Raw genomic sequence first — 22,679 nt, forward strand, 5'->3', positions numbered from 1 at the left:
TTCTTCAGGAATGAATGGGCGGCCTCCCTGAGGAGGCCGCCCATGTCGATCAGTACGCGTCGACCTCGGGCTGTTCGACCTCGATGCCGCTGGAACCCAGGTTCGCGTCGAAGATCGCCTGCCAGATGTCGCCACCGTCGGTGAAGAGCTCGTTGATGTGCGTGCGCAGCGCATCGTCGCCCTTCGTCAGGCCGACACCGTAGCGCTCCTCCGTGAAGAGATCGCCGGTGACCTTGACGTCATCCGGGTACTGGGCCGCGTAGCCGATGAGGATCGCCTGGTCGGTGGTCACCGCGTCGACCTTGCCGTCGATGAGGTCCTGGACGCAGGCGGAGTACAGGTCGTACTCCTGCGTCTTGATCTCCGGGAAGTTCGCCTTGATGTTCTGGATCGGCGTCGAGCCCGTCGCCGAGCAGACGGTCTTTCCGTTGAAGTCCTCGAGCGCCTCGGCGTCCTCCGCGTCAGCAGCGACCAGGAGTCCCTGACCGGTGATGAAGTACGGACCCGCGAAGTCGATGAGCTCCTTGCGCTTGTCGTTGATCGAGTAGGTGCCGACGTAGTAGTCGATGTCGCCGTTGGTGATCGCCTGCTCGCGGTTCGCCGAGGCGATCGGCTTGAACTCGATCTTGTCCTCGTCGTACCCGAGCGACGCGGCGATCCAGCGCGCGATGTCGACGTCGAAGCCGGTGCGCTCGCCCGTCGTCACGTCGAGGTAGCCGAGACCCGGCTGGTCCTCCTTGACGCCGACGACGACCTTGTCGCGCTCCTGGATCGCGTCGAACGTCGGGCTGCCCTCGAGCTGGACGTCTTCGGCGACCTCGAACCAGGTGGAGTCCTCGCCTTCCTCGCCGCCGGTTCCGGCGCCGGGGCTGGAGGGGCTGCCGCTGTTGCAGGCGGTCAGCGCGAGCAGCGCTGCCGCAGCGATCCCGATTCCTGCCAGTGTCCGTGTGCGTCGCATGTGCGTCTCCTTCATGTGATGTGGGTGCAAAGGTCTGTGAAGCTCGTCAGTGCGTGAGGAGCTTCGAGAGGAAGTCCTTGGCGCGGTCGCTCTTCGGGTTCGTGAAGAACTCCTCGGGCGTCGCCTCTTCGACGATCTTGCCGTCGGCCATGAACACGACCCTGTTGGCGGCCTTGCGGGCGAAGCCCATCTCGTGGGTCACCACGATCATGGTCATCCCGTCTCGCGCGAGCTCGACCATGACATCGAGGACCTCGTTGATCATCTCGGGGTCGAGGGCGCTGGTGGGCTCGTCGAAGAGCATGACCTTGGGCTGCATGGCGAGGGCGCGGGCGATGGCGACGCGCTGCTGCTGTCCGCCCGACAGCTGAGCGGGGAGCTTCGAGGCCTGCTGCGCGACGCCGACGCGCTCGAGGAGGGTCATCGCCTCCTTCTCGGCATCCGCCTTCTTCATGCCGCGGACCTTGATCGGACCGAGAGTCACGTTCTCGAGGATCGTGAGGTGGGCGAAGAGGTTGAACGACTGGAAGACCATGCCGACGTCTGCCCGCAGGTGTGCGAGGCCCTTGCCTTCGGCCGGCAGCGCCTTGCCGTCGATGCTGATCGTGCCGCTCGTGATGGTCTCGAGGCGGTTGATCGTGCGGCACAGCGTGGACTTGCCCGAACCGGACGGTCCGATCACGACCACGACCTCGCCGGAGTTCACCGTGAGGTTGATATCCGTGAGCGCCTGGAAGTCGCCGTAGTGCTTCTGAACGTCTTCGACCACGACGAGGGGCTTACCAGAGGTCATCATTTCTCCAAACTAGCCACGTCTCAGACGTGGCTCCAACCAGGCGCGTCGACATTTACACGTTCGTAATGACGGGAAGGCGAGGGTTCCGCCGCGCGACGGAGTGCCCCACGATCCGCCCCCGCGAACCGTGGGGGCGTCCTTGCCGCCTCGCTCCTCCCCCAGCGGGAACGCGGCAGCAAGCCTCCGATCGGATGCGACCGCGAGCGGAGACGAAGGGATGTCGGGGCTCCCGCCTGCATGAAAGGCGTCGGCCCTGTGGCATCTGAATTCTCCGTCGAATCGTGCGCGATCGAACCTCAGATTGTCAGAGCAGGGGATGTCGGTGAGAGCTTCTTGAGCATTTCTTGAGTCGTCAGTCGCGCTGCTCGCGGTGGTACTCCGTCGCCCCCGGATGCAGGGGCACGGGTCCGGTGAAGATCGCCTGCGTCCTGTCGAGCAGCGCAGCGGCCGGAACGTGCTCGGCGATCCGGGCACGCGAGTCGAACAGCACGCCGAGCACGTCCTTCACCACCCCGGCAGGAGTGGTCTCGGCCGTGACGAGGTAGTTCGGCACCGCCATCGTCGATTCCGACTCCTCCAGCCCGTACAGCCCGACCGGGAGGTCGGACGGTCGATAGGCGTGCGAGTAGCGCTCGTTCACCTCGTTCACCCACGACTGCTCGACGGGCAGGACCCGTACCGGCGTCGCCTCGGCGAGCGCGGCGATGCCCGGGGTCGGGATGCCGCCCACCCAGAAGAAGCCCTCGATCTCGGCTGCCTCCAGCGCCCTGATCGAGGCGGCCAGATCGAGCTGACGATCCCGCACGGCGGCGATGTCGACGTTCGCCGCATCGAGCACGCGCGCCGCGATGACGTTGACACCGGAGTTCTCGGCGCCGAGTGACACCGTCCTCCCCTCGAGGTCGGTGAGGTCGTCGATGTCGGAGTCCCGACGCACCACGACATGCAGGTACTCGTCGTAGAGCCGAGCGATGGCGCGCACGGGCAGCGGCTCGGCGAAAGCGCCCGTGCCCGCCACGGCATCCGCGGCCGCATCGCCCTGCGCGAACCCGATCAGCGCATCTCCCGCGCTCACACGGAGCAGGTTGTCGACGGAGCCCGCGGATTCGACGGCGGCCACCCGCACGTCCAGGGCGGAGGCCAGTTCGGCGGCGAGCTGGGTGCCATAGGCGTCGTAGACGCCGTCGTGACCACCGCCGGCGATCGCGTAGCGGTCGTCCGACCAGTCCGCGGCCTTCGTGCCGCAGCCGCCCAGCGCTGCGAGGAGCACGGCCGTCGCCGCGGCAACGGCGATGCGACGGTAGAGGGGCCGTCCTCGGCTCGCGGTCGTCATATCGCGCCGCCTGCGGGGATCAGCAGGGACACCTGAAGCCCGCCGCCGTCGCGCGATGCGACGCTCAGCCGTCCGCCGATCACGGCCAGCAGGTCGGTCGCGATGGCGAGTCCGAGGCCCGAGCCCGGTGCGTCTCCGGTGTCGTCGCTCCGCCAGAACCGATCCGTCGCGAAAGCGACCTCCTCGTGGGTGAGGCCCGGCCCCTGATCGCGCACAGTCACACTGCAGAGGCCGCCGTCCTCGGTGGCCTCGACGTCGATCGCCGATCCGGACGGCGAGTACTTCACGGCATTGTCGATCACGGCGTCCAGCGCGCTCTCGACGATCGTGCGGTCCGTGACGCTCAGGACCGGCGCCCGTCCCGTCGACCGCAGGAGGATCCCCCGACGCGAGGCGACCTCTCGCCACTCCTCCACACGTCTCGTCGCCAGTGCGTCGAGATCGACCGTCGACACGGTCGTCTCCGGCCGCCCGTCGCGTGCGAGTCCGAGAAGGGTCTCCAGGATGCGAGCCATGCGCCGCCCCTCCTCGCGCGTCTCCTCGATGTCGTCCCGCCACTCGTCGCCGAGGCCGGTCGCGAGGTGCTCGACCCTCAGCAGCAGGGCGTTGAGCGGATTGCGCAGCTCATGCGACGCATTGAGGGCGAACTCCTGCTGACGCGTCATCACGCGCTCGATCTCGTCCGCCATGCCGTTGAACACCCGGGTCATCCGCCGAAGCTCCGGAGGGCCGGTGTCCTCCGCCACCCTGGCGTCCATCGCGCCGCCCTCGATCGCGATCATGGCCTCGTCGAGGCGTCGCACGGGCGACAGCACCCACCGCGACAGCTGGAGGATCAGGAGGACGCCGAGAAGGACCGAGACGACGGCGACGACCGAGAGCACGACGATCTGCTGGAGCATCCGCGTGCGCGGCACCGCCGAGTCGGCCGTCACCATCACCGCTCCGATGACATCGCCGTCGTCGAACACCGGCTCGACCAGCGACGAGTCCGCGGCGCTCCAGGGGAAGACGGGTGCGGGAGCCTCGGCCCGACGACCGGAGAGCGCGAGGCCGACGCGCGCCGACTCGTCCTCCCCGAGCACCGCCACGTCTCGCGAGGCCGACGCCCATACGCTGCCCGAGAGGTCGAACACGACGACGTCGATGCCGTAGACCTCCTGGAAGCGCTGCGCCTCGGCGGCGACCACGGCAGGGCTGCCCGAGCGCAGAGCCTGCCTGGCGCTGGTCACGAAGTAGCCGAGATCGCCGAGCTGCTCCGTGTAGAACGCCTGCTGGATGCTGCGGGTGGCACTCCAGGCGGTCGCACCGCCGAGAGAGAGGAGGATCGCGACGAGCGGCACGAGGAAGACGATGACGAGGCGCCTGCGCACGACGGATCAGCCCGCCAGACGGTAGCCGACGCCCCGCACGGTCTCGATGAGCCGCTGCTGCCCCGCCTTCTTGCGGATGGCGCCGACATGGACCTCCAGGGAATGCCCGAAGCCACGCCAGTCCGTGTTCCACACCTCGCGGATGAGACGCTCCTTCGGCACCGCCACGCCCGGATACCGGGCGAGCATCGCGACGATGTCGAATTCCTTGCGGGTCAGCTCGACGAGCGTCCTATCGATGAGGAGCTGGCGGGCCACGAGGTCGATCTCGACGACGCCGTCCTGCACGCGGACCCGTGCCTCGGACTCCGGATGCACGGGACGCGCGCGTCGCGTGACCGCCTCGATGCGGGCGAGCAGCTCATGCACGTCGTAGGGCTTGACGACGAAGTCGTCGGCTCCGGCGCGCAGGCCTCTGATGCGCTCGGTCACCTGGTTGCGAGCGGTCACGATGACGATGGGGACATCCGATCGACCGCGGATCCGTCGACAGAGGTCGATGCCGTCCGTGTCGGGGAGTCCGAGGTCGAGCAGCACGACCTCCGTGTCCGCACCGAGCATCGTGAGCGCGGACGCCCCGTCCGCCGCGCGGGCGGTGGCGTAGCCGGACCGCACCAGGAAGGCATCGAGCGCGGCGGCGACGCGCTCGTCATCTTCCACGATCAGAATCCGCATCGACTCCGGTCCCCTTCTCCGCTGACGCAGGGACCAACCTATCAGCGCAGGTGCGTGCGGATGCTCCGCGGTCAGGCGAGGGCGGCGGCGCGCTGGGCGAATGCGCTCTCGTACAGGCACACGCTCGCGGCGGTCGCGAGATTCAGCGACTCCGCGCGTCCGAAGATGGGCAGCCGGAGGACGCGGTCGGCGAGACCCAGCGCCTCGTCCTCGAGCCCGTGGGCCTCGTTGCCGAACAGCCAGGCCGTCGGTTCGGCGAGCACCCCCTCAGCGCGCGCCTGCAGCAGGTCGTCGCCCTTCACATCCGCCGCGATGATGTTCAGACCCGCCGCGTGGGCGCGCCCCACGACCTCCGAGAGGTCGGCACCGACCGACACCGGCAGGTGGAACAGCGACCCTGTCGTGGCGCGGACCACCTTGGGGTTGTAGGGATCGACGGTGCGGCCGGTGAGCACCACGGCGTCCGCACCCGCAGCATCCGCGGCCCTGATGATGGTGCCGAGGTTGCCGGGGTCACGGATCTCCTCGCAGATGGCGACGAGACGCGGAGCCGCGGCGAAGATGTCGCGCACCGACGTCGGCGTCTGCTGGACGACGGCGACCAGCCCCTGCGGGGTCACCGTGTCGGCCATCGCATTGAGGACGTACTCGGTGACGTACTCGACCTCGACACCGGCATCCGTCGCCTTGGCGCGGATGTCGCCGTGCCTCTCCCAGCCGTTCGGCGTCGCGAACAGCTCGACGATCGCCTCGGGGCTGTAGGTGAGGGCTTCGCGCACGGCCTGCGGACCTTCGAGGAGGTACAGGCCGGTCTCGGCGCGCGCGCTGCGCTTGGTCAGCTTCGCGACGGCTCGGACTCGGGGGGAGCGGGGGTTCTCCAGCACGATCACAGTCTAGAGAACAGCGAGGGTCTTCCCGCGCAAACAGCCGGCGAACGACAGAGGACGCCCTCCCGAAGGAGAGCGTCCTCTGTGGTGAAGAGCTGCTTACGCGGCCGACTTCGGGGCGTTGACGTCAGAGGGCAGAGCCTTCTTGGCCGTCTCGACCAGGGTCGTGAACGTGGCCGCGTCGTTGACCGCGAGGTCGGCGAGCATGCGACGGTCGACCGTGACACCCGCGAGGCCGAGGCCCTGGATGAAGCGGTTGTACGTGATGCCGTTCTGGCGTGCCGCGGCGTTGATGCGCTGGATCCAGAGACGACGGAAGTCGCCCTTGCGCTTGCGACGGTCACGGTACGAGTAGACCAGCGAGTGGATGACCTGCTCTTTGGCCTTGCGGTAGAGGCGCGAACGCTGACCGCGGTAGCCGGAGGCGCGCTCGAGGATGACCCGGCGCTTCTTGTGGGCGTTTACAGCCCGCTTGACTCTTGCCATTTTCCTGTGTTCCTATTCGTGCGTTCGGGCGCTCAGCGGCCGAGAAGCTTCTTGGCGACCTTGAAGTCTGCCTTCGACAGAACCTGGTCCTGGTTGAGGCGACGGGTGCGACGGCTCGACTTGTGCTCGAGGTTGTGGCGCATCCCGGCCTGCTGCTTCTTCAGCTTGCCGCTGCCGGTGATCTTGAAGCGCTTCTTAGCACCCGAGTGGGTCTTCTGCTTCGGCATCTTCTCTTCCTTCGTATGGCGCCTTCTCAGGCGACGGTGTCAACCCGCGGTGCGGGAGTGTGTGGGCGGAGTTACTCCGCTGCGGCCTCGGCCGGTGCGTCCGCATCGGTCTTGGCTTCGCGAGCAGCCTGCTTCTTGTCCGCGCGCTGAGCGTCGCGTACCGCGTTCTGCTCCTGCTTCGCCTCGGACTTGCTCTTCAGCGGAGCCACGATCATGACCATGTTGCGACCGTCGATGGTCGGGTTCGACTCGACCGTTCCCAGCTCTGCCACGTCCTCGGCGAACTTGCGGAGCAGACGGACGCCCTGCTCGGGGCGCGACTGCTCGCGACCGCGGAACAGGATCATGGCCTTGACCTTGTCGCCGGCCTTGAGGAAGCCCTCGGCACGCTTGAGCTTCGTCGTGTAGTCGTGAGCCTCGATCTTCAGACGGAAGCGGACCTCCTTGAGGATGGTGTTCGCCTGGTTGCGGCGAGCTTCCTTCTCCTTCTGGGCAGCCTCGTACTTGAACTTGCCGTAGTCCATGATCTTGACCACGGGCGGCTTCGAGTTGGGGGCGACCTCGACGAGGTCGAGGTCGGCTTCCTGCGCAAGGCGCAGCGCCGCCTCGATGCGGACGACGCCGATCTGCTCACCCGCGGGGCCGACGAGGCGGACCTCGGGGACGCGGATGCGCTCATTGGTGCGGGGATCGCTGATGCGGAACTCCTTAGACGATGGGATTCGGCCACCGGGATGCTGTCAGCACCCGGAGCGAAATCGGAATCGTCCCCACCCGCCGGCGTTCAGATGCCGGCTTCGCACCCTGTCTACCCGATCGGTCTGACGACGCGATCCGGCGGAGTGCAAGACCCGGTAGCCTGGAACGGCAAGCGCGGGTGGGAAGTGAATCCTCTTTCGTACCGGAGCATGACGCTCCGGAGCCCGACATAGTCTAACAGAAGGCAAGGCGAAGTGACGAACCAGGCATCGGACGAGGCTGCACGCGAGCGCGAAGAGCGCTGGGCCCGACAGGAGGAGGCGGCGTCGTCCGCCACCCGGGACATCGCCGATGTCCCCGCCGTCGAGGTGATCACCACGGCGGCCGTGCACCTGATGAGCGCCGCGGCCGTGAAGCTCGGCCTCGCGGACGACCCGAATGCCGCCGCGCAGCTCGACCTCGACGAAGCCCGCAAGCTCGTCAACGCCCTCGCCGGGCTCATCACCGCCGGCGCACCCGAGATCAGCGACATGCACGCGCGCTCGCTGCGTGACGGACTCCGCTCGCTGCAGCTCGCGTTCCGTGAGGCCTCGCCCATCCCCGACCCGATCGGCAAGGGTCCCGGCGAGAAGTGGACGGGACCGGTCAACTAGCTCCCGCGCGCGGACTCCGCCGGTCCGCGCGTCCGCGGTGTCAGGGACGGAGGACCAGCGGCGGCGCCGTCGAGGGTCCACCGCACGGTTCCGTGGAGTGCGTCCAGGCGATGGGCTCCTCGGACTCCGAGAGCAGGATGCCGGAGATGTCGTACACGCGCACCGTGATCTCGTCCGGCGCGGCGAATCCGAAGTGCACCGTGCCGGCCTCCCCCAGTGCGGGAACGGAGGGTTCGCTCTCCGGTGTAGGCACCACGCCCGGCGCAGCGGAGCAGCCGGCATCCGAGCACACCTGAAGGAAGACATCGGAGCCGTAGGCGGACGCATCGATCTCGACGCCGTTCGACCACCCGATCGCCGGGCACGCGGTCGCGCACCCCGGCAGCAGCAGCGCGACGACCAGTCCGATCGCCGCGACGGCCGCCCTGTGCATGCCGCCACCCTAGCGAAGGCCCGCGGAGTCAGGTAAGGACGGTGGAGTCAGGCGGAGCGGCGGAGTCAGGCCGAGCGGCGGAGCTTGACCGTCAGAGAATCGGCGAGCACCGCGATGCGGTCGTCCCCGGCCCATCTCTGCGCCAGCCGGGCCAGCACGGCGTCGAGCACCTCGCGCTCGAGGCCGTCGACCAGCTCGAGCACGACGACCAGTTCGGGGCCGCGCAGACGGGCATCCGGATCCCCGGCGGCGACGGCCACGTCGATGACGGCGAGCTCGTGGGCGACGCTCTCCTGCAGCGCGCGGAAGACCTCCGGCGACACGAAGCTCGGCTCCCACGGCTGCCCCTGCGCGATGGCCCACACGGCGGGGCGGCGGAGCACGAACTCCGTCTCGGAGGTCGGGTCGAGGACGATCAGGTCGGTGTCTTCGGCGGACGCCGCGAGGGCGGCCCGTGTGGCCTCGACAGGAATCGGACGGGCAGTGGCGTCCCATCGCCGCATCGCCTCGACCGACGAGAAGACCGGCTGCACGCGGCGCCCGTCGGGAGCCGCCACCGTGACGATGGAGAGCTCCTGCGTCTTGTCGACCGCGAGACCGCTGGGCGCCACGCCCTCTTCGCCCTTCTCCGCGATGAGCGGGATCAGCACCCGCGCCGTCCGGAACGCGTCGACCACCTCGACCTGCGATCCGTCGCCCGCGCGGAACCTCAGCAGGGCGGCGAGCAGCGCGGGGTCGGCGGATCCGTCGTCCGCGGCGTGCGCGTTCGGCTCGAAGCTGCGTCCCTCCCACGGGACGCCCGCGGAATCGCCGGCCCCGTGAGCGCCGTCGTGCGCGTCACGACCATGAGGGCCGTGGTCGCAGACGCCGTCAGTCTCCTGCGACATCCAGCGCCTCAGCGAGGGTGAACGCACCGGCGTACAGAGCCTTGCCGACGATGGCACCCTCGACGCCGAGCGGCACGAGTTCGCGCAGAGCGGCGATGTCATCGAGGTTCGAGATGCCGCCCGAGGCGACGACCGGCTTCGGCGTGCGCGAGGTCACTTCGCGCAGGAGCTCGAGGTTCGGGCCCTTCAGCGTGCCGTCCTTGGTGACGTCGGTGACGACGTAGCGGCTGCACCCGGCGTCCTCGAGGCGCTCGAGCACCTCCCAGAGGTCCCCGCCCTCCTTCGTCCAGCCGCGGGCGGCGAGCGTCGTGCCGCGGACGTCGAGCCCGACCGCGATCGCCTCGCCGTACCGGCCGATCACGTCGGCGGCCCATTCGGGGTTCTCGAGTGCGGCGGTGCCGAGGTTGATGCGGCTCGCGCCGCTCTCGAGGGCCGCCTCGAGCGTCGCGTCGTCGCGGATGCCGCCGGACAGCTCGACGCTGACGTTCTTGAACTGCTTGATGACCTTGCGCAGGATCGGCGCGTTGCTGCCGCGGCCGAAGGCGGCGTCGAGGTCGACGAGGTGGATCCACTGGGCGCCCTGTGCGACCCACTCCCCCGCGGCGTCCAGCGGGTCGCCGTAGCTGGTCTCGGTGCCGGCCTCTCCCTGGGTGAGACGGACCGCCTTGCCGCCCGCCACATCGACGGCGGGGAGCAGAGTGAGAGAGGGGGACTGCGCGAAGTCGTTCATGACGTCCTCAGATGAGATGGGAGCGCCGATTCATCGGCACGAGACTCGACATTAGCCCGCGCGTCCTCCCGCCTCAAACTGATGGCCGCCCTGATCGACGGGCGCCACGCGGTAGCCTCGAACACACGTATTCGGTTCGTGAGGAGATGGTCGATGATGCGCGATGCGGAACCACGAGGAGGCGGACCCCTGCGACGGGGGAACCCGACCCCCGCCGAGGGTCCGGACGCCCCCGCGACCGACGACCGGGGGCAGTCCGCTTCGAACACCCCTCCCCGCGCACCGGAACCCGGCCCGGATCCCGTCATCCCGCCGCCACCGAGCGTGCCGATGACCCGGGCCGCTGCAGCCGCTGCAGCGTCGACGGCCGCACCCCGCCCGATCATCCCCGCTCCGCCCACGGTGTCGAGCGTCCCCACCGACGGCACGCCGCAGCGCGATGAGCCGGGAGCGACGACAGCACACGTACCGGCTGTTCCCACGGCCCCCGCCGTTCCCACGGCGCCGACTGCGCCCACGGTCCCGCCATCCGCCCCGGCAGCGTCGGTCCCGCAGGGCCCCGCCTCCCCGCCCACCGCGGCGCCGTCTCCCACCGCGCCGGTCGTCCCGGTCTCTCCCGCACCGGTCCCTCCGACCTCTGCACCCCCCGCCGTACCGACCGCCGGCTCCGCAGCAGCCGAAGGCCGAACGACGCCGGGCACAGTCACGACGGACGGGACCGCGTCATCAACATCCCTTCCTCCTCTGCCGCAGCCGGAGGCGTCGCCGTCGGACGGCCGTCGTGAGCGCGCGGAGGGCGCCGAGCGCCGATCCTTCCTGCAGCAGGAGCCTCGGGAGCAGCCCGCTCGCCAGGGCGGGAGAGGTCTCCTCAACCGCGTCGGATTCTCGCTCGGCCCCAATGCCAGGGAACGGGCGGTGCGAGACGACGAGCACGCCGTCAGCCGGCACTGGCCGGGTCCCCGCACGGTCGCCGTCGTCAACGGCAAGGGCGGAGCGGGGAAGACCCCGGCGACGGTGCTCCTCTCGGCGGTCTTCGCGCAGTACGGAGGCGCGGGCGTCCTCGCGTGGGACAACAATCAGACCCGCGGCACCCTCGGCTGGCGCACCGAGACCGGCGCGCACGACCGCACGCTTCTCGAGCTGCTCCCGCAGACTCAGCGGCTGCTCGGCGCCCACGGCCAGTCCGCGGACCTCGCGCACTTCGTCCACCACCAGCCTCAGGAGAAGTACGACGTGCTGCGATCGAAGCCGATCCGGCTCGCGCACGAGAACCGTCTGAGCCCCGGCGACGTCGATGCGATCCATGCGGTCGCGGCGAAGTTCTACCGTCTGATCATCATCGATTCCGGGAACGATGAATCCGACCCGATGTGGCTCCGGATGATCGATCTCGCCGATCAGATCGTCGTCGCGACGACCACGAGGGACGACCACGCCGAGGCCGGAGCGCTCCTCCTCGAGGCTCTCGAGGATCGGGACGAACGGTCGGCGCGCCTCGCGCGTGAGTCGGTCGTCGTCGTCAGCCAGGCCGACCCGAAGGCGACCGCCGCCGACGTCGCGGACGTCGTCTCCGGGTACGAATCGCTCGCTCGCGAAGTGGTCCGCATCCCGTTCGACCGGGAGATGGTCGACGGTCACCTGCGTCTGGGTGCGCTCGCCTCTTCGTCTCAGCGTGCATGGCTCTCGGCGGCCGCAGCCGTCGCCCGGGGCTTCTGACGGCGGTCAGCCGCGGCGTGCGACGGTTTCGCGGTCTCGTGATCGCGTTCAGTCGCGCAGGCTCGTCACCCAGTTGCGCAGCAGCTGGATGCCGGCCTCACCGGACTTCTCAGGGTGGAACTGCGTCGCCGAGAGCGGACCGTTCTCCACGGCCGCGAGGAACGGGTCGCCATACGTGCTCCAGGTCAGCACGGGCTGCGGGAACGGCGGGATCACGTCGAGCTCCCACGACTGCGCCGCGTAGGAGTGCACGAAGTAGAAGCGCTCCTGCTCGATGCCCTTGAACAGCACGGAGTCGGACCCCGGCTCGACGGTGTTCCATCCCATGTGCGGCAGCACCGATGCGTTGAGTTCCGTGACCGCGCCGGGCCACTCGCCGAGACCCGTCGAGTCGTGGCCCCGCTCGACGCCGCGCTCGAAGAGCACCTGCATCCCGACGCAGATGCCGAGCACCGGCCGTCCGCCGGCGAGTCTACGGTCGATGATCTCGTCGCCCCCGTGCGCGGAGAGCGCATCGCGCACGGCCTGGAAGGCGCCGACGCCCGGTACGAGGAGACCGTCCGCCTCGAGCGCCTCCTTGCGATCACGGGTCAGCACGGCATCCGCACCTGCTGCCACGAGCGCTTTGACGGCCGAGTGGACGTTGCCGGACTCGTAGTCGAATACGGCGACCTTCGGTGCGCCGCTCACAGCGCGCCCTTCGTGGACGGGATGCCGTCGACGAGCGGGTCGAGGGCCTTCGCCTCGCGGAAGGCGCGGGCGAATGCCTTGAACTCCGCCTCCGCGATGTGGTGCGGGTCGCGACCACCGAGCACGCGGACGTGCACCGTGAGCCCGGCGTTGAAGGTGATCGCCTCGAAGGAGTGTCGCACGAGAGAGCCCGTGAAGTGGCCCCCGATGAGGTGGTGCTCGAAGCCGGCAGGCTCGCCGGTGTGCACGAGGTACGGGCGGCCCGAGATGTCGACGACGGCCTGCGCGAGCGCCTCATCGAGCGGCACGAGTGCGTCGCCGTAGCGGGAGATGCCCGACTTGTCGCCCAGCGCCTCGCGGATCGCCTGGCCGAGCACGATGGAGATGTCCTCGACGGTGTGGTGCGCGTCGATCTGCGTGTCGCCCGAGGCTCGCACCGTGAGGTCGGTGAGCGAGTGCTTCGCGAAGGCCGTGAGCATGTGGTCGAAGAACGGCACCGAGGTGTCGATGCGGCTTGCCCCTGTGCCGTCGAGGTTCAGCTCGAGCTCGACGGTGGACTCCGACGTGCTGCGTACTCGGGAGGCTGTGCGCGGGGGCTGGACGGTGTCGCTCATGAAGCCGATCCTATCGAGGCGAGTGCGTCGAGGAACGCGGTGGTCTCCGCTTCGGTGCCTGCCGTGACGCGCAGGTGGTGAGGGATGCCGACGTCACGGATGAGCACGCCGCGATCGTACAGCTGCTGCCACACGCGCTTCGGATCAGCGACGCCGCCGAACAGCACGAAGTTCGCACCGGATTCGTGCGGCGTGTAGCCGAGCGCCTCCAGTGTCGCGGAGATCCGGTCCCGCTGCTCGATGATCTCCTGCACCATCCCGAGCATGACGTCGGCATTGCGCAGAGCGGCGATCGCGGCCGCCTGGGTGAGCGCGCTGAGGTGGTACGGAAGCCGCACGAGGCGCAGCGCGTCGATGAATGCGGGGTCGGCGGCAAGGTACCCGACGCGGGCACCCGCGAAGGCGAACGCCTTGCTCATGGTGCGAGAGACGGCGAGTCGCGGGCGCCCCTCGAGGAGGGTGAGGGCAGACGCTGCTTCCCGCGGAGCGAACTCCTGATAGGCCTCGTCCACGATGACGATCCCGCGAGACGCCTCATAGACGGCGTCGACGACGTCGAGGTCGAGCGCGGTCCCGGTCGGGTTGTTCGGAGAGCAGAGCAGGATGACGTCGGGGTCGGCGTCTGCGACCTGCGCGGCGGCGTCCTCCGGCGTGATCGTGTAGTCGGGCTGCCGGGGTGCGCTGAGCCACCGGGCTCCCGTCCCCTGCGCGATCAGCGGATACATCGAGTAGGTCGGACTGAACCCGAAGGCCGTGCGCCCCGGGCCGCCGAACGCCTGCAGGATGTGCTGCAGGACCTCGTTCGATCCGTTGCCGGCCCAGATCTGGTCAGCCGTGAGGCCGTGCCCGAGATACTCGGCGAATCCTTCTCGCAGAGTGGTGAACTCGCGGTCCGGATACCGGTTCACGTCGCGCAGCGCGACGGCGATGTCATCGAGGATGTCGCTCGCCACGGCATCCGGGATCGGATGCGTGTTCTCGTTGACGTTCAGGGCGATGGGCAAGGGCGCCTGCGGAGCCCCGTAGGGGGTGAGTCCACGGAGGTCGTCGCGAAGCGGCAGGTCAGCGAGTGAAGCAGTCACCCTTCCCATGGTAGGCCGCGTATCGCACCCTCTCGCCCAGTTGCCGACCGGTGCCGGTCACTCGGAGAACTGGGCAGGGATGGCCAGCTCCTGGCCGATCTGCAGCGCCCCGCCCTGGAGCAGGTTCAGACGCGTGATCTCGCCGATGACCTCGCGAGGGTCGGCCGTCGGCGCGACGCTCTCGGCGATGGCCCAGAGGGTGTCACCGGGCATCACCGTCACGGTCTCGAAGCTCGCGGTGGCGACCTGCTGCCCCGAAGCCATGGCGCTGCCTCCGCTGAGAGCTGCGAGAGCGATGCCGACGGCGAGCGGCACCGCCGCCACAGCCAGCACCACGCGACGGCCGCGCGCCGTCAGACGGAGCCGCGTCGCGGGACCCGCCGTGATGACTGCTGCGTTGCTGAAGGTGATGGTGCTCATGTCGTGCTCCTCTGCATCTCCCGCTTGGGCGGTGAAGTTGGCGTAGCGTTCGCATCCGCGGCTCGGCCGGGAGCCGAGAATGCGAAGCTACGTTCCGAAGGTATCTTCGAATTCGAATATCTGTCAAGACTTCTTCGAAACCTGCTCCGCAAAAGAACCGACACGCTCGAACAGATATTCCCCATCGGCGCTCTCGTCGGATACGGTTTCGATAACGACACCCCACCACGGGCCTCCGACATTCGCACCGAGACGCCGGATCAGCACACCTGAGGAGCACCATGAGCGACATCTCCGCCCCCGAATCCGAGGCGCCGCGCACCCGTCGTCGCAAGAGCCTGAGCCCCAAGCAGATGGCGATCCTCGAGGTCATCCAGTCATCGATCAGTCGCCACGGATACCCGCCGAGCATGCGTGAGATCGGCGACGCGGTCGGGCTGAAGTCGCTCTCCAGCGTCACCCACCAGCTCGGCCAGCTCGAGCTCAGCGGCTACCTGCGCCGTGATCCCGGCAAGACCCGAGCCATGGAGGTGCTCATCGATCTGCCGGGCACGAGCACCGAGAGTCCCGCCGACGTCGCGACGCCGGTGGGAGACGCCGCCCTCGTGCCGCTCGTCGGCAGGATCGCCGCCGGCGTGCCGATCACCGCCGACCAGCAGGTCGAGGAGATCTTCCCGCTGCCGCGCCAGCTCGTCGGCAAGGGCGATCTGTTCATGCTGAAGGTCTCGGGCGAGTCGATGATCGACGCGGCCATCTGCGACGGCGACTGGGTCGTCGTGCGCTCTCAGCACAGCGCCGAGAACGGTGAGATCGTCGCCGCGATGCTCGACGGTGAGGCGACGGTCAAGGTCCTCCGCCGCCGAGACGGCCACACCTGGCTGCTCCCGCGCAACTCGGCGTTCGAGCCCATCCTCGGCGACGAGGCCGTCGTCCTGGGCAAGATCGTCGCGGTGCTCCGCGCGGTCTGATCGCGCTGCAGCACACGCACGAGGGCCCTTCCGATCAGGAGGGGCCCTCGTACGTCCGTCGTCACCCCGGACTCCGCATTCCGCGTGACGCGGTGAGCGCGGTCGCCGTAGGCTCGAACCATGCCCTCGCCCTACGGCACCTGGCCGTCCCCCTTCTCTCCGGCTGCTGTCGCGGCGTCGTCCCCGCGCATCGACGGCGCCGCTTTCGTCGGCGACGAGATCTGGTGGGGCGAGTCGGTCCCCGCAGATGGCGGACGCGTCACGGTGCGCAGCTCATCCGGCGCCGAAGTGCTCCCCGCTCCCTGGAGCGCCCGTTCCCGTGTGCACGAGTACGGCGGCGGCGCCTGGACGGCGGACGCGGAGGGAACCCTGTACTTCGTCGACGCGGGCGACCAGCGCGTGTACCGCGTCGCGCGTGGTGCCCGGCCGAAGCCCCTGACCCCCGCCGGCCCCGCGCACGGTGGCCTTCGCCTGCAGAGCGGCCGCCTAGTGGCCGTACGCGAGGATCTCTCCGCCTCGCCGCATCGGCGCGGCATCGTCCAGATCCCGCTCGACGGCTCGGCGGCCGAAGACCCCGGCGCGCTGCGCGTCATCGTCGAGGGAGAGGAGTTCTACGCGCATCCCGCCGTCTCTCCCGACGGATCACGCGTCGCGTGGGTGGAATGGGACGGAGAGCGGATGCCGTGGCAGAGCGCCACGCTCGCCCTCGCCGACGAGCACGGGACCACGTCTCTGGCCACACGTGCGGCTCTCCAGCCCGAGTGGCTCGCGCCCGACGAGCTCCTCTACGCCGACGACCCGTCGGGTCGGTGGGCCCTGCACCGGCAGCGACTCGACGATGCGCTGGGGCCGCTCGGCTCCCCCGATCGCCTCGACGAGGTCGACGCCGACACCGGCTACGGCCTGTGGGTGCTGGGCAACCGCTGGTATCGCCCGCTCGACGACGGTCGCGTCGTCGCCGTGCGCACCAACGGGCGGGACGAGGTCGTCGTCATCGACCCCGCAGGCAGCGCTCGCCCCCTCGAGCTCGCCGTCGACGGGCACATCAGCGTCGATGATTCATCCGGTCCCCGCGTCCTGCTCTCGGGCAGCGGCTCGACAACGGCGCCCGGCCTGTGGTGCGTGGACATCGATTCCGGCGACGTCGTCACGATCGCCGGCGGCGCCCCCACGGACGCGTCGTGGATGCGGTCGGCGACGCCTGTGGTCGTCGACGGGCCGAAGGGACCGGTGCATGCGTTCGCGTATCCGCCCGCGAATCCGGGGGTATCCGCCCCCGAGGACGAACTCCCGCCGTACATCGTCCTGGTGCACGGCGGACCCACGGCGCACGTCACCGGCGCCGCATCCGCTGCGATCGCGTTCTGGACGAGTCGTGGCATCGGCGTCCTCGACGTCAACTACGGCGGCTCGACGGGATACGGCCGGGCCTATCGCGAGCGCCTCGACGGGCAATGGGGCGTGGCAGATGTCGACGACGTGACCGCCGCTGCCGTGGCGCTCTCGGAGACCGGCCTGGCGGACCCCGACCGCATCGCGATCCGAGGCAGCTCCGCCGGCGGATGGACGGTCCTGTGCGCACTGGTACGCGGCGGCACGTTCGCCGCGGGCATCAGCCGGTACGGGGTCGCCGACCTCCGCATGCTGGCCGAGCACTCGCACGACTTCGAGGCTCACTACATCGAGGGCCTCGTCGGCCCCCTCCCTGAGGCCGAGAGGCTGTACGGAGAACGCTCGCCACTGACGCACGCGGACCGCATCGACGTGCCCGTGCTCCTCATGCAGGGTGCCGACGACGGAGTCGTGCCGCCGACCCAGTCCGAGGCCATCCGCGATGCGCTCGAGGCGCGGGGCGTCGACCACGAGTACGTGCTCTACCCGGGCGAGGGACACGGGTTCCGCGCGTCAGAGACGATCGTCGACGCACTCGAGCGCGAGCTCGCGTTCCTCGGGCGGGTGTTCGGCTTCACACCCGCAGGCTGATCACTCCCCGACGCGGTTGCGGAGGCGCATGGCGCGCTCGGCTTCGCGAGTGTCCTGCCGCTCGCGCAGAGTCTGCCGCTTGTCGTACTCCTTCTTGCCCTTCGCGAGCGCGATCTCGACCTTGGCGCGGCCGTCGGAGAAGTAGAGCTTGAGAGGGATCAGCGTGTAGCCGCCCGCGGAGACGGCATGCTGCAGCTTCGCGATCTCCTCGCGGTGCAGCAGGAGCTTGCGGATGCGCTTCGCCGAATGATTGGTCCAGTGCCCTTGGGAGTACTCGGGGATGTGCACCGAGTCGAGGAACACCTCGTTCCCCTTGACGAACGCGTACCCGTCGCTGAGGTTCGCGCGCCCCTGGCGCAGCGACTTCACCTCGGTGCCGGTGAGCACCATCCCCGCCTCGTACGACTTCTCGATGTTGTAGTCGTGACGTGCGCGACGATTGGTCGCGATGACCTTCTCCCCGCGTTCCCTGGGCATGATTCTCTCCTGTGTGTCGACGGGCTCCGCAACCCACGAGTCGTGAGCAGCCTGTCAGTCTATACCGGAGCCCGGGTCAGGTACGCAGCCAGCGACGGATCGCGAAGCCGGCCGACAGCGCGGCGAGCACCACTCCGATGCCGATGAGCACCGGGACCACGAGCACAGCATCCTGCATCGTCACCCAGGTCGTGATGAAGGGGACACGGCCGCGGAGATAGCCCTCCACGCCGAAATGCAGGCCGGCGACGACCGCGGCACTGGCGAGCACCGAGCCGAGGAACGCGGCGAAGACGCCCTCCAGCACGAACGGCGTCTGGATGAAGCGGTTGGACGCGCCCACGAGACGCATGATGCCGATCTCCTTGCGGCGCGCGTACGCCGACAATCGGATCGTCGTGCCGATGAGCAGGATCGCGGCGATCAGCATCAGTGCCGCGATACCCACCGCGATGTAGGTCGCCACGGTCAACGCCGAGAAGAGCGGCTCGAGATACTGCAGCTGATCCTGCACCTGCTCGACGCCGCCCACGCCGTTGAACGCCTCGGCGATGACCTGCGACTGCCCCGGATCCTTCATCGTCACGAAGAAGACCTCGAACGCCTGCTCCGGGGAGATGACGCTCGCCTGATCCTCGCCCAGCTGCTCGACGAGTTTGGCGTAGGTGTCTTCCTTGGTGTCGAACGTCAGCTCGCTGATGAGAGGAGCCAGAGCCTCACCCTCGAGCTGGCCGCGCACGGCGTTGACCTGGTCTTCGGTCGCTCTGCCGTCGAGGCAGGTCGGCGACTCGGAGATGTCCGAGCACATGTAGATCGCGACCTGCGCGCGCTCGGTCCAGTACCCGCGCATGGTGCCGATCTGCGCCTGCATCAGGATCGCCGCTCCCACGAAGGTGAGCGAGACGAAGGTGACGAGCACGACGGAGATCACCATCGAGATGTTTCGGCGGAGGCCGCCCAGGGCCTCCGCGAGAATGAGCCCGATCCTCATGACGTCGGCCCCACTTCCTCGGCATCGTCCGAGAGGCCGAGGCGATCGGCCACCCCGAGCTCCGCGACGTCGACCTGGGGAAGGAGGATCGGATGCGTGCGCGGGCCGACGGCCGCGGGCGCCTCGACAGGCGTCTCGTCGACCTGCGGCTCGATGGGCGCCGCCTGCGCCTCCGGAGTCTCGGATGCCGTCGGCACGGCGTCAGGGGCGGATGCCGCGGCCTTGCGCTGCGCGCTGAGCTCCTCGGCCAGCGCCGCCCGCACCAGCGACAGGTCGGAGGTCTGACGCTGCACCTCCTGCACGGCTGTCAGGGCTGCGGCCGCGGCCGCTCCCCTGACCTCTTCCGGCACGAGGCGCGGGATGTTCGAGGTGTCTCCGTATCCGCCGTGGACCTCGTCGCGCACCATCTCGCCGTCGCGGAGCTCGATGACGCGGCGCTGCATCTGATCCACGAACGCCGCCTCGTGCGTGGCCATCAGCACCGTGGTCCCACCGGCATTGATCCGGGCGAGGAGCTGCATGATGTCCACCGACGTGGCGGGGTCGAGGTTGCCCGTCGGCTCGTCGGCGAGGAGCACCTGCGGACGGTTCACGAGAGCGCGGGCGATGGCGACGCGCTGCTGCTCTCCGCCCGACAGCTCGTGCGGCATCCGCTTCTGCTTCCCCTCGAGACCCACCAGTGCCAGCGCCTCGGGAACCGCCTGCTGGATGAAGCCGCGGGAGGAGCCCGTCACCTGGAGGGTGAAGGCGACGTTCTGATAGACGGTCTTGGACGGCAGCAGACGGAAGTCCTGGAAGACGGATCCGATGTGACGACGGAAGTACGGCACCTTGCGGTTGGCGAGCGATCGCAGGTCGCGTCCGAGCACCGCGACGCGACCCGTGGTGGGCACGTCCTCGCGGAGGATCAGCCGCAGACACGACGACTTCCCCGACCCCGAAGCACCCACGAGGAAGACGAACTCTCCCCGCTGGACCTCGAAATCGACGCCGGACAGAGCGGGCCTGGCGGTCCCGCGATAGCGTTTCGTGACGTTCTCGAACCGAATCATGGCTGTTCGAGCCTAAGCGCGGGGAATCGTCTGCCTGCGAGCGACACCCCCGCGAGCCACCTCCGTGTCGTGGCGCACTGCTATACATGGAGGTGCGATCCGCGCCGGGGGCACGGACGACGACTCCGAGGGGGATGCGATGACGACGCCTGCTGGCTGGTACGACGACGGTTCTGGTCGACTGCGCTGGTGGGACGGAGTGCAGTGGACCGAGCACTTCGCGCCGTCCGCCGAGTCGGCGGGAGCGTCGGCCGATGAGACCCCCGCCGACGCCGTCACCTCCGACTCGCTCGGATCGGTCGCCGCGGTCGAGGCCGGGGCGACGTGGAGCGGACAGGACGCCGAGCGTGTGGCGTCCGCCGACCCGCAGCCGTCGACCGAGCAGCCCTCGACCGATCAGCCCGCGCAGGCGGAGGCGCCGCAGCCGGAGGCGCAGCCGCAGCAGCCGGAGCCGGAGCAGGTGGAGCCGGAAGTCTTCTCGAGCCCGGCACCGGACCAGTCCCCGAACGCATACTCCGCGACACCGGACGCATCCGCGGCGGCGCCCGCCGCCCAGGACGCTGCGCAGAGCTGGCAGTCCCCCGCCTACCCCGATGCGGCGCCCACGTACCCCGGCACGGCGCCGTCGTATCCGGGCGCGGCACCGCAGTACTCGCCGCCGTCCTACCCGGGAGCCGCCGCGGATCAGGGATATCCTGCCGCAGGCGCCTACCAGGCCGCACCCGGCTACGGAGCTCCCGCGGGCTATCCCGTCTCCTCCGAGCCCTCCGGTCCGAGTCGTCTGTCGGTCGTCGGCCTCGTCGGTCTCGGCCTGGCCGCTCTCGGCACCATCCTCTCGTGCATCCCGGTCACCTTCATCTTCGGCTGGATCCTGCTCGCAGCCGGCTTCATCGTCTCGCTGATCTCCCTGTTCCTGCGGGGAAAGAAGTGGCCGGGAGTCGCCGGACTCATCCTCTCGGTGGTCGGCACGATCGTCGCCGTCATCGTGGCGATCGTGTTCGTGACGGCGAGCTTCGCCGACGCGGTCCGCGACCTCCCCACCGCGCCTCCGAGCAGCGATACGGGCACCGACGACGGCACGACAGACGAGGGCACGGACGACGGCACGCCCGACGCCGAGATCGTCGAGGGCACGCTCGGCGAACCGGTGACGGTCACCCAGATGGGCGGGACCGCAGAGGTCACCATCACGAGCGCCACCTGGAAGACGGATGACGGCAGCGGCGTCCCGAGCACCAACGGCGGCTTCGTGGTCCTCGAGGCGACCTGGACGGGCATCGACGGCACGTCCTCCGTGAGCCCCCTGTTCCTGGGGATCGAGACGGCGGAGGGCGCCGAGGGCGAGTACGACTACTTCGTCGACGGCCTCCTGAGCGAGCAGGTGACGGCAGGACAGACCGTCAGCGGCACGCTCACGTTCGACGTCGCGCAGAGCTCGTCGTACACCGTCGTCCTTCTGAACGAGCTGCTCCAGGACGTCGCTCGCATCTCGGTCACGCCGACCGCCGGCTGAGCCGTACGACCCACGGAGCAGGACCGATGACGATTCCCGCAGGATGGTACGACGACGGTTCGGGGACGCAGCGGTGGTGGGACGGCTCCGCCTGGACGGAGCACACCGTCACGGCGCCGCCCGCAGAGAGCACGGCGCCGACCGCAGACGAAGCCTTCACGCCGCCGTACGTGCTTCCCGGTCAGGCGCCCGACCGCGGCCCGGGGGCTCCGTCGAGCGGGATGCCCTTCGGCGCGGCGCAGCACGGCTCCTCCGCGCACCCAGGTACGCCGTATCCCGGTGCAGGCACGTATCCGGCGAGCCCGGCCGCCGGCGCGCCGCGCGTGAGGAAGACCTCGGTGCTCGGCGTCATCGGCCTGGCCATCACGGCCGTCGGCGTGATCCTGTCGTGCATCCCGCCGGTGTCGGTGATCGGCTGGGTCGTCCTCGGCATCGGGCTCGTCGCATCCCTCGTGTCGATCTTCCTGCCCGGCGCCAAGTGGCCGGGCATCTCGGGCATGGCGCTCGGTCTGCTCGGAGCCGTTCTGGCGGTCGTCGTCCTTCTCCTGACGCTCGGTGCGCCCGGGGGCCAGGAGTCGTCCGACGAGCCCACCCCCGTCGCCTCTCCGGGTCCGCGCGCGTCCGAAGAGCCGACCCCGGTTCCCTCCCCCACCCCCGCCGAGGGGACGAAGATGGTCACCTTCGCAGAGCTCGAGGTGGGTCAGTGCCTGCCGTTCATCGAATGGGAGGAAGAGGTCTACGAACTCCCGACCGTGCCGTGCGACCAGCCGCACACCGATGAGGTCTACCTGATCTTCGATGCGCCCGACGGAGAGTTCCCCGGCGACGATCAGCTGCAGTCGATCGCCTCAGAGCGCTGCGAGAGCGCGTTCGGCGAATTCGTCGGCGTCCCGTATGCGGACTCGCAACTCGACATGTACTGGTTCGTGCCCACGGAGGCTTCGTGGAACCGCATGCGCGACCGCGGCATCCAGTGCATCGCGTTCAGCTACGACGAGGTGACCGGCACACTCGCCGGGGCTGCTCGCTGAGGCGA

25 protein-coding genes are annotated in these 22,679 nt (G+C 69.3%); 6 read left to right on the plus strand and 19 right to left on the minus strand.

Going from position 1 to position 22,679, the window contains the following annotated elements:
• Positions 1 to 49: 49 nt before the first annotated feature.
• From BN2660_RS00100 to infC, 9 genes are all read right to left on the minus strand, one after another.
• Positions 50 to 958, minus strand: a complete 909-nt coding sequence (locus tag BN2660_RS00100; RefSeq protein ID WP_091226166.1) for a glutamate ABC transporter substrate-binding protein — start codon at positions 956 to 958, stop codon at positions 50 to 52.
• Between the two features lie 46 nt (positions 959 to 1,004).
• Positions 1,005 to 1,751, minus strand: coding sequence for an amino acid ABC transporter ATP-binding protein (locus tag BN2660_RS00105; RefSeq protein WP_091226169.1), 747 nt, complete (start codon positions 1,749 to 1,751; stop codon positions 1,005 to 1,007).
• Between the two features lie 355 nt (positions 1,752 to 2,106).
• Positions 2,107 to 3,087: a TAXI family TRAP transporter solute-binding subunit gene (locus tag BN2660_RS00110; protein WP_091225727.1), complete on the minus strand. Its 981-nt coding sequence runs from the start codon at positions 3,085 to 3,087 to the stop codon at positions 2,107 to 2,109.
• Positions 3,084 to 4,460, minus strand: a complete 1,377-nt coding sequence (locus BN2660_RS00115; RefSeq protein WP_176697027.1) for an ATP-binding protein — start codon at positions 4,458 to 4,460, stop codon at positions 3,084 to 3,086. The genes BN2660_RS00110 and BN2660_RS00115 overlap by 4 nt, the downstream gene beginning before the upstream one ends.
• A gap of 6 nt (positions 4,461 to 4,466) precedes the next feature.
• Positions 4,467 to 5,120, minus strand: coding sequence for a response regulator transcription factor (locus BN2660_RS00120; protein WP_255304814.1), 654 nt, complete (start codon positions 5,118 to 5,120; stop codon positions 4,467 to 4,469).
• Positions 5,121 to 5,206: 86 nt separating this feature from the next.
• Entirely contained in the window at positions 5,207 to 6,019 is an 813-nt protein-coding gene (locus tag BN2660_RS00125) for a TrmH family RNA methyltransferase (protein WP_091226175.1), read from the minus strand.
• A 102-nt stretch (positions 6,020 to 6,121) separates the two neighbouring features.
• Positions 6,122 to 6,508, minus strand: coding sequence for a 50S ribosomal protein L20 (gene rplT, locus BN2660_RS00130; RefSeq protein WP_045252681.1), 387 nt, complete (start codon positions 6,506 to 6,508; stop codon positions 6,122 to 6,124).
• 32 nt (positions 6,509 to 6,540) lie between these two features.
• On the minus strand, positions 6,541 to 6,735 hold the full coding sequence (rpmI, locus tag BN2660_RS00135) for a 50S ribosomal protein L35 (RefSeq protein ID WP_060927878.1): 195 nt from the start codon (positions 6,733 to 6,735) through the stop codon (positions 6,541 to 6,543).
• Positions 6,736 to 6,806: 71 nt separating this feature from the next.
• A complete protein-coding gene (gene infC / locus BN2660_RS00140) occupies positions 6,807 to 7,457 on the minus strand; it encodes a translation initiation factor IF-3 (protein ID WP_255304980.1) in 651 nt (216 codons plus the stop codon).
• Positions 7,458 to 7,688: 231 nt separating this feature from the next.
• Between infC and BN2660_RS00145 the strand changes: the two genes are divergently transcribed.
• Entirely contained in the window at positions 7,689 to 8,087 is a 399-nt protein-coding gene (locus BN2660_RS00145) for a DUF1844 domain-containing protein (protein ID WP_091225734.1), read from the plus strand.
• A 40-nt stretch (positions 8,088 to 8,127) separates the two neighbouring features.
• On the opposite strand, the gene BN2660_RS00150 is transcribed toward BN2660_RS00145, so the two are convergent.
• From BN2660_RS00150 to priA, 3 genes are all read right to left on the minus strand, one after another.
• Positions 8,128 to 8,520, minus strand: coding sequence for a hypothetical protein (locus tag BN2660_RS00150; protein WP_091225736.1), 393 nt, complete (start codon positions 8,518 to 8,520; stop codon positions 8,128 to 8,130).
• Between the two features lie 65 nt (positions 8,521 to 8,585).
• Positions 8,586 to 9,407 (minus strand): SseB family protein, encoded by an 822-nt coding sequence (locus BN2660_RS00155; protein WP_091225739.1) that lies wholly within the window; start codon positions 9,405 to 9,407, stop codon positions 8,586 to 8,588.
• The gene (gene priA, locus BN2660_RS00160; RefSeq protein ID WP_091225742.1) at positions 9,391 to 10,137 is read right to left on the minus strand and encodes a bifunctional 1-(5-phosphoribosyl)-5-((5-phosphoribosylamino)methylideneamino)imidazole-4-carboxamide isomerase/phosphoribosylanthranilate isomerase PriA; all 747 of its coding nucleotides are present in this window, start codon (positions 10,135 to 10,137) and stop codon (positions 9,391 to 9,393) included. Before priA ends, BN2660_RS00155 begins: the two co-directional genes overlap by 17 nt.
• Before the next feature lie 915 nt (positions 10,138 to 11,052).
• On the opposite strand from priA, the gene BN2660_RS00165 reads away from it, so the two are divergent.
• Positions 11,053 to 11,853, plus strand: a complete 801-nt coding sequence (locus tag BN2660_RS00165) for a MinD/ParA family ATP-binding protein (protein WP_176697028.1) — start codon at positions 11,053 to 11,055, stop codon at positions 11,851 to 11,853.
• 48 nt (positions 11,854 to 11,901) lie between these two features.
• Here BN2660_RS00165 and hisH read toward each other — a convergent pair whose 3' ends face one another.
• Genes hisH through BN2660_RS00185 form a run of 4 tightly spaced genes read right to left on the minus strand, consistent with a single transcriptional unit; the run spans position 11,902 to position 14,659 of the window.
• Positions 11,902 to 12,543, minus strand: a complete 642-nt coding sequence (gene hisH / locus BN2660_RS00170; protein WP_091225745.1) for an imidazole glycerol phosphate synthase subunit HisH — start codon at positions 12,541 to 12,543, stop codon at positions 11,902 to 11,904.
• Positions 12,540 to 13,157, minus strand: coding sequence for an imidazoleglycerol-phosphate dehydratase HisB (hisB, locus tag BN2660_RS00175; protein WP_091225748.1), 618 nt, complete (start codon positions 13,155 to 13,157; stop codon positions 12,540 to 12,542). Before hisB ends, hisH begins: the two co-directional genes overlap by 4 nt.
• Entirely contained in the window at positions 13,154 to 14,248 is a 1,095-nt protein-coding gene (locus tag BN2660_RS00180; protein ID WP_176697029.1) for a histidinol-phosphate transaminase, read from the minus strand. Before BN2660_RS00180 ends, hisB begins: the two co-directional genes overlap by 4 nt.
• A 48-nt stretch (positions 14,249 to 14,296) precedes the next feature.
• On the minus strand, positions 14,297 to 14,659 hold the full coding sequence (locus tag BN2660_RS00185) for a LysM peptidoglycan-binding domain-containing protein (RefSeq protein WP_091225751.1): 363 nt from the start codon (positions 14,657 to 14,659) through the stop codon (positions 14,297 to 14,299).
• A 281-nt stretch (positions 14,660 to 14,940) separates the two neighbouring features.
• Between BN2660_RS00185 and lexA the strand changes: the two genes are divergently transcribed.
• Both lexA and BN2660_RS00195 read left to right on the plus strand, forming a co-directional pair.
• A complete protein-coding gene (gene lexA / locus BN2660_RS00190; protein ID WP_091225754.1) occupies positions 14,941 to 15,627 on the plus strand; it encodes a transcriptional repressor LexA in 687 nt (228 codons plus the stop codon).
• Between the two features lie 120 nt (positions 15,628 to 15,747).
• Positions 15,748 to 17,610, plus strand: a complete 1,863-nt coding sequence (locus tag BN2660_RS00195) for a S9 family peptidase (protein WP_091225758.1) — start codon at positions 15,748 to 15,750, stop codon at positions 17,608 to 17,610.
• Here BN2660_RS00195 and smpB read toward each other — a convergent pair whose 3' ends face one another.
• The 3 genes from smpB to ftsE all read right to left on the minus strand — a co-directional run bounded on the left by smpB (position 17,611) and on the right by ftsE (position 20,130).
• Positions 17,611 to 18,087, minus strand: a complete 477-nt coding sequence (gene smpB, locus BN2660_RS00200) for an SsrA-binding protein SmpB (RefSeq protein WP_091225760.1) — start codon at positions 18,085 to 18,087, stop codon at positions 17,611 to 17,613.
• A gap of 76 nt (positions 18,088 to 18,163) precedes the next feature.
• Positions 18,164 to 19,078 carry a permease-like cell division protein FtsX gene (ftsX, locus tag BN2660_RS00205; protein WP_091225765.1) on the minus strand — a complete coding sequence of 305 codons (915 nt, stop codon included), beginning with the start codon at positions 19,076 to 19,078 and terminating at the stop codon, positions 18,164 to 18,166.
• Positions 19,075 to 20,130, minus strand: coding sequence for a cell division ATP-binding protein FtsE (ftsE, locus tag BN2660_RS00210; RefSeq protein WP_091225768.1), 1,056 nt, complete (start codon positions 20,128 to 20,130; stop codon positions 19,075 to 19,077). The genes ftsX and ftsE overlap by 4 nt, the downstream gene beginning before the upstream one ends.
• Before the next feature lie 139 nt (positions 20,131 to 20,269).
• Here ftsE and BN2660_RS16705 point away from each other — a divergent pair, with 139 nt between their 5' ends.
• Together BN2660_RS16705 and BN2660_RS00220 are read left to right on the plus strand one after the other, a co-directional pair.
• The gene (locus BN2660_RS16705; RefSeq protein WP_091225770.1) at positions 20,270 to 21,643 is read left to right on the plus strand and encodes a DUF2510 domain-containing protein; all 1,374 of its coding nucleotides are present in this window, start codon (positions 20,270 to 20,272) and stop codon (positions 21,641 to 21,643) included.
• Between the two features lie 26 nt (positions 21,644 to 21,669).
• A complete protein-coding gene (locus BN2660_RS00220) occupies positions 21,670 to 22,674 on the plus strand; it encodes a DUF2510 domain-containing protein (protein WP_091226178.1) in 1,005 nt (334 codons plus the stop codon).
• Positions 22,675 to 22,679: the final 5 nt, after the last annotated feature.

Origin of the sequence: Microbacterium sp. 3J1 (assembly GCF_001049495.1) — a bacterium.
GTDB lineage: Bacteria > Actinomycetota > Actinomycetes > Actinomycetales > Microbacteriaceae > Microbacterium.